The following is a 6247-nucleotide window of genomic DNA, read 5'->3' as shown; positions in this document are numbered from 1 at the left end:
TAGTGGTGAAGTCCAAAAAGGAGCCTTCGTCTTTAGTCGCGACCCTAATGAGGGAGAATTGATCGTTAGAGTGGCTAGCTATAAATTACCTTAGTCAGTTATCAGTTATCAGTTATCAGTTATCAGTTATCAGTTATCAGTTTATCTCCCTTGTCCTCCCCCTCTCCCCCCTCTCCCTTGTCTCCCCCCTCTTCCCCAGTCCCCAATAGTTGAAAATCAAGAAAAAATATGAGTAAAAAAATTTTAATGCTCGTCGGTGATTTCGTGGAAGATTACGAAGTCATGGTTCCTTTCCAAGCTTTACAAATGGTTGGACATACAGTTCACGCTGTTTGTCCCGATAAAAAAGCCGGAGACACCGTGAAAACTGCAATCCACGACTTTGAAGGCGACCAAACTTATACCGAAAAACTCGGTCACAATTTCCAACTCAATGCTACTTTCGAGGAAATACAAGCTTCTGACTACGATGCTTTAGTAATTCCTGGCGGACGGGCGCCAGAGTATATTCGTTTAAACGAGAAAGTTTTGGCAATTTGTCGCTATTTTGCGGAAAAAGATCGACCCATTGCTTCTATTTGTCACGGTTTGCAGGTGTTAGCTGCGGCTGATGTTTTAAAAGGAAAAAGTTGTACTGCTTATCCGGCTTGCGGACCCGATGTTACTCGTGCAGGAGGATTATATACTCATATTCCTGCTGATGAAGCAATGGTTGATGGTAATTTAGTAACTGCCCCAGCTTGGCCGGCTCATCCTGTTTGGTTGGCTGAGTTTCTCAAACTATTGTAATTGGTGACTGGGAATTAGCACCTTACCAGTTTTTCCAACAATTCTTCCTTGTCCTCCCTTTCTCCTGGATAATTTGATGATCCAGGGAACCAAACCAGGTAAACTGATTACAAGTTGGTTGGAAGAAGAAACCCAGGCATGGTCAAGACGGATGAACTACCTGCACCCAAAGGGGAAGCGGCGGTGTTCAATTTAAAAACTTATTTAGCAGAGCAAAAGCAGCTTGTCGAGGAGGCACTCGAGCGATCGCTGCCTTTAGCTTATCCTGAAAAAATCTATGAAGCGATGCGTTATTCGCTGTTGGCTGGAGGTAAGCGCTTGCGTCCCATTCTCTGCCTCTCTACCTGTACTTTGATGGGGGGGACGGTGGCAATGGCGATGCCGACAGCTTGCGCTTTGGAAATGATTCACACGATGTCGTTGATTCACGACGATCTCCCGGCAATGGATAACGATGACTATCGGCGGGGTAAGTTAACAAATCACAAGGTTTATGGCGAAGATGTCGCTATTTTGGCGGGCGATGGTTTGTTGGCTTATGCTTTTGAATATGTCGCGACAGAAACGAAAAATGTTCCGCCGCAACGAATTGTGCAAGTGGTTGCTAGATTAGGTCGTGCAGTTAGTGCGGCGGGATTAGTTGGCGGTCAGGTAGTAGATTTGGAATGTGAAGGTAATTCGGAGGTTTCTCTGGATACACTCAATTATATTCATACTCATAAGACTGGTGCTTTGTTAGAAACTTGTGTGGTTTCTGGGGCGATTTTGGCGGGGGCGGAAAGTTCAGATTTGGAGAAATTGTCGAGATATGCTCAGAATATCGGATTAGCTTTTCAAATTGTTGATGATATTTTAGATATCACTGCTACTCAGGAGCAGTTGGGTAAAACCGCAGGTAAGGATTTGGTGGCGAAAAAGGCTACTTATCCGAGTTTGTGGGGACTTGAGTCTTCAAAAGTCCAAGCCAAGCAGTTGATTGAAGCGGCTAATGCTGAGTTAGCTGATTATGGAAAAAAAGCTGAACCGTTGCGGGCGATCGCTAATTTCATTATGAACCGCGATCGCTAAAGTCGCAGTTTTGAGGAGCGCAAACTTCTAACTAAAATTTACCGATGCCAAAGTTGCTCTCTTTTTTCGTTTAAACTATTTACAATGCAGGATTTTGTCAAAATTCTAGACAATCAAGTGCTAGTGGTATCTATTCTAGCTTGTCTAATCGCTCAATTTTTGAAACTAGTCATTGAATTAATTAGAGATGGCAAGGTTAGTCTTCGCTATTTGGTAACTACGGGTGGTATGCCTAGCGCTCATTCGGCTTTGGTTGCTTCTTTAGCAACTGGGGTGGGACAAACAATGGGCTGGTCAAGTCCTGATTTTGCGATCGCCTGTCTGTTTGCTGTTATTGTTATGTATGATGCGGCGGGAGTTCGTCAAGCTGCCGGGAAACAAGCTCGCATTCTCAATCAAATTATTGATGAGTTATTCCGCGAACACAAGCAGTTTAATGAAGATCGTCTCAAGGAGTTACTCGGACATACTCCTTTTCAGGTAATTGTCGGCTTGGGTTTGGGTATTGGCATTTCTCTGTTATTCGGACCTACGGTTTAGTTTCTGACTGTAGGTGTCAGTAGTGTCACCCGGCTACTGTTTACTACTAGGGAGCCAAAGCCAATCTCGCTTAAATTTTGCATCAATTGGTTGGCTTCTGTCTGGTTTTCGGTGGATGTTGCTAGCAAGTAGGGACGACCTAAATAAGAAACTAAGCCTACCTCTTTCCCTAGTTCCTGTTGAAGTTGAGAAGCAATTTCTGGCTGGTTTAGATAGTCTACTAAGACGGCATAACCACTCCCTAAAGGTTGAGGATTAAAGGCAGGTAAATTTCCCGAACTCGCTGCTGCTTGCTGGGTTACACTGGGACTGCTGTTTGTCCTGGTTGCTGTTACTGGTTGGGTAGGGCGATTATTAATCCTTGGACCTGGTACTGGTTGGGTAGGACGAGTTACTGTTGGTGTCGCTGCGGTTGTTTGGGTGGGGCGAGCTACCACTGCGGTTAAACCGACAATGTCGTTCACGTACTGCGCCCAACTATCTGCATCATCAAATTGCCGGAAACCGCCGATACGAGTGACCGTATCGCCTAGGTATTGACAAATGGGCGCATTTATGCCTGGAGGCAAAGTCCGACGAATTTGTTCTTGAGTATCGGGAGTTTCCGTCAACACCAACAGAATATATTCACCTGCTCTCGGAGGTTGACATTGAGGCAAACCAGCTTGAGCAAAGGTTGGTTTAGGGATTGCGGTTATGCCGATCGCGGCGATCGCGGCAGCAGACAGGCAAGATAATTTTGGCTGTTGTCCCATCGTAGATTCCGTGACGACGTTTTTCTGCATAACTTTATACAATTTTTGCTCAACAAGCTGTTTCTAGAGAAGCGAGAGGATGGGAAATTTGCTCGGAAGGAGCTTGAAATTCACCCGTGAGAACATATTCTAAGCGTAATTTCAACCAATTAATAAATTGGCGATCGCTCGAAATTACTGCTACTGATGGTTGAGGACACTTTTGTTTAACTTCAGCGAATTCTGGAGCTTCCAAAAAAGCTGGTTGTTTCACTAACCAAAAGTCAATTTCTTTATTATTACGTTGATAGTGATTCGTGCGCTCTCGGAGAACTTCTTCAAAAGGTTCTTCTTCAAGTAAAAAGCGCTGACTTGCCAAAACGTAGTAGTAAGTTTTTGTTTCTTCGTTCATTAGTAATCGGTAGTTTGTAATCAGTAGTTTGTTGTTTGTTATTAATGCAGCTACGGGTAACCAAAAAAATCAACTATAACTTACCATTCATAGCTAATTTCATTTCCCGAACCGCTCGTTCCATACCCACTAACACCGCACGACTAATAATCGTATGACCGATGTTAAGTTCTTCCATACCGGGAATGCAAGCCACTGGATAGACATTCCAATAGGTTAAACCATGTCCAGCATTAACACGCAAACCTAACGCTTTTGCTTGTTTAGTTCCTCTCTCGAGAAAGTTTAACTCTTGCTGACGAGTTGCTTCATCTTGGGCTTCAGCATACTTTCCTGTATGGAGTTCAATAAACTTAGCGCCAGTTTTTGCCGCAGCTTCAATCTGTACTTCATCAGCATCAATAAACCAGCTTACAGGAATTCCAGCACTTTGTAACCGTGTAACTACGTCCCGGTAACGATCTAAAGCACTAGCCACATCCAGTCCCCCTTCTGTGGTTACTTCTTCGCGTCTTTCGGGAACAATAGTGACGTAATTTGGTTTAACTTCGATCGCGAGATCCACCATTTCTTCCGTAGGAGCCATCTCCAAGTTTAAATGAGTTCGTACCGTTTCCCGCAACAAACGTACATCACGATCTTGGATATGTCGCCGATCTTCGCGCAAATGTACAGTAATTCCATCAGCACCCGCTAACTCCGCCAAAACTGCCGCAGCTACCGGATCTGGTTCTACTGTACGTCGTGCCTGTCGGATCGTCGCTACATGGTCGATGTTAACACCCAGAGTAAGCAAGCCAAAATTCTCCTCACCAGCTTTTTGTCTTTAGCTGTATATTTTAATCGAAACTTGTAGCTCGAGCATGGCTAACTCGACAAAAATAAACTAATCTCATTTCCATTGCTTAAGTTAAAATTCCTCATTATCAACAAAAATTATTAAAAATGGCATCGAGCTTTACTCTAGAGAGATCCTAGATTTGACAAGCAGAGATAAGATTAAGATAAGGTTAACAGGAAAATTTTTTATTTATGTCTTACCAATTTCAAGCCGAAGATCTCACCATCGCCACAGGAATTAAAAGAATTGCTGCTGAAGAACTCGAAAGTGCGATCGCTAAACTCAAAGGTGAAACTGAAGACGACCCTAACGAAGCAGTTCACGATAGCCGCAAATCCCTCAAAAAACTACGCGCGGTTTTGCGTTTGGTCAGAGCTGAAATTGGCGAAGAACGTTACCAACAAGAAAACGTTTGCTTTCGCGACGCTGGTAGAGAACTTTCTGACGTGCGAGATGCCCAAGTTTTGATTGAAACTTTTGACAAATTAATCGATTATTTTCGCACTTATCTCGTTCCCGACGCTTTCCAAGAAATAAGACAAAATTTAGTCACCAACTACGAAATAGTTAGCAGCAAAATTCTTGAAAAAGAAGACAAAACCAAAGAAGTTGCTGGTATCTTAGCCGAAGCAAAAAATCGAGTTGATTGCTGGGAAATAGAAAACAACAATTGGTCAGCTTTATCCGGCGGTTTAAAAAAGATTTATAAACGCGGTTCTTCAGCCTTTGAACTTATCAACGAAGAACCCAGCGTCGCCAACTTTCACGAATGGCGCAAACAAGTTAAATATCTTTGGTATCACCTCCGCATTCTCACCCCAATTTGGGCGGATATGATGACAGAATTAACCTCTCAACTCAAGAATTTATCTGACTACTTAGGAGATGACCACGACTTAGCTATCTTACGCGATTATTTTCTCACTAAGTTCGACCAATTTGACAATCGAGAAGACTTAGACGTACTTTTAAGTTTGCTTAACCGTCGTCGTCCTCAACTACAACTTTATGCACAAAATTTAGGCGCGAGAATTTATGCTGAAAAACCTAAAGATTTTGTCGAACGCATCGGCAAATATTGGGAAATCTGGCAAGCAGAAATTCAACCACCAGTTAAGATAGAAATAGCAGTCAAACAAACAGTGAAAAACAAAACCAAATTAACTACTTAACTTAAGAAACCGTTTAGGGTTGGGATTTTATGCACCAAATCACCTTGAAAATTGCTGAAATTGCTCCCATTTCTCAGGAGCAATTTTATCAACTTTGTCAAGAAAACACTGACCTCAAATTAGAACGTAATGCTAACGGAGAACTTTTGATAATGCCACCCACGGGAGGAGAAACTGGCAAACGCAACTCCAGTATTACCGCTCAATTATGGCTATGGAACGAAACCACAGAATTAGGAGAAGTCTGCGACTCTTCCACAGGTTTTATTCTTCCTAATAATGCAAATCGTTCTCCTGATGTTTCCTGGATTAAAAAGTCTCGTTGGAATGGTTTAACACCCGAACAAAGAGAAAAATTTCTCCCCCTCTGTCCTGATTTTGTCGTAGAAATTCTTTCACCTACAGATAGTCTGAAAAAGACTCAAGCTAAAATGCAAGAATATCTCGACAACGGTTGTAAGTTAGGATGGTTAATTAACCGCAAACGCGAAAATATTGCCGTTTATCGTCCTCAAACGAAAATTGAAATTTTAGCACGTCCTCTTTCTCTCTCTGGTGAAGATATTTTACCTGGATTTACTTTAGATTTAAGTAAATTTTGGTAAACAGAAAAAATGTTAAAAATCATCCCTAATTGCACTTAAATGTAGCAAGAATTTAGAGAAAAGGACGCGAAACAGTAAAACATTCT

Annotated in this window: 8 protein-coding genes; 5 read left to right on the top strand and 3 right to left on the bottom strand. The window is 42.4% G+C overall.

What is annotated here, in order from left to right; all coding sequences use genetic code 11:
* Positions 1-228 precede the first annotated feature (228 nt).
* The 3 genes from G3T18_RS01060 to G3T18_RS01050 all read left to right on the top strand — a co-directional run bounded on the left by G3T18_RS01060 (position 229) and on the right by G3T18_RS01050 (position 2397).
* Entirely contained in the window at positions 229-789 is a 561-nt protein-coding gene (locus tag G3T18_RS01060; RefSeq protein ID WP_224408654.1) for a DJ-1/PfpI family protein, read from the top strand.
* 138 nt (positions 790-927) lie between these two features.
* Positions 928-1857, top strand: coding sequence for a geranylgeranyl diphosphate synthase CrtE (gene crtE / locus G3T18_RS01055; RefSeq protein WP_224408653.1), 930 nt, complete (start codon positions 928-930; stop codon positions 1855-1857).
* An 84-nt stretch (positions 1858-1941) separates the two neighbouring features.
* The gene (locus G3T18_RS01050) at positions 1942-2397 is read left to right on the top strand and encodes a divergent PAP2 family protein (protein ID WP_224408652.1); all 456 of its coding nucleotides are present in this window, start codon (positions 1942-1944) and stop codon (positions 2395-2397) included.
* Here G3T18_RS01050 and G3T18_RS01045 read toward each other — a convergent pair.
* The 3 genes from G3T18_RS01045 to G3T18_RS01035 form a co-directional block, all read right to left on the bottom strand.
* Positions 2394-3182, bottom strand: coding sequence for a hypothetical protein (locus tag G3T18_RS01045; protein ID WP_224408651.1), 789 nt, complete (start codon positions 3180-3182; stop codon positions 2394-2396). The genes G3T18_RS01050 and G3T18_RS01045 overlap by 4 nt on opposite strands.
* 19 nt (positions 3183-3201) lie before the next feature.
* Positions 3202-3543 carry an MgPME-cyclase complex family protein gene (locus G3T18_RS01040; protein WP_224408650.1) on the bottom strand — a complete coding sequence of 114 codons (342 nt, stop codon included), beginning with the start codon at positions 3541-3543 and terminating at the stop codon, positions 3202-3204.
* Between the two features lie 73 nt (positions 3544-3616).
* Positions 3617-4339, bottom strand: coding sequence for a pyridoxine 5'-phosphate synthase (locus G3T18_RS01035; RefSeq protein WP_224408649.1), 723 nt, complete (start codon positions 4337-4339; stop codon positions 3617-3619).
* Positions 4340-4575: 236 nt separating this feature from the next.
* Here G3T18_RS01035 and G3T18_RS01030 point away from each other — a divergent pair, with 236 nt between their 5' ends.
* Both G3T18_RS01030 and G3T18_RS01025 read left to right on the top strand, forming a co-directional pair.
* Entirely contained in the window at positions 4576-5556 is a 981-nt protein-coding gene (locus tag G3T18_RS01030) for a CHAD domain-containing protein (protein WP_224408648.1), read from the top strand.
* 29 nt (positions 5557-5585) lie between these two features.
* The gene (locus tag G3T18_RS01025) at positions 5586-6161 is read left to right on the top strand and encodes a Uma2 family endonuclease (RefSeq protein ID WP_224408647.1); all 576 of its coding nucleotides are present in this window, start codon (positions 5586-5588) and stop codon (positions 6159-6161) included.
* Positions 6162-6247 lie beyond the last annotated feature (86 nt).

This window comes from Oscillatoria salina IIICB1 (assembly GCF_020144665.1).
GTDB lineage: Bacteria > Cyanobacteriota > Cyanobacteriia > Cyanobacteriales > SIO1D9 > IIICB1.
Note: the sequence above shows the minus strand (reverse complement) of the source record. Positions and strands in the feature narration are given on the sequence as shown.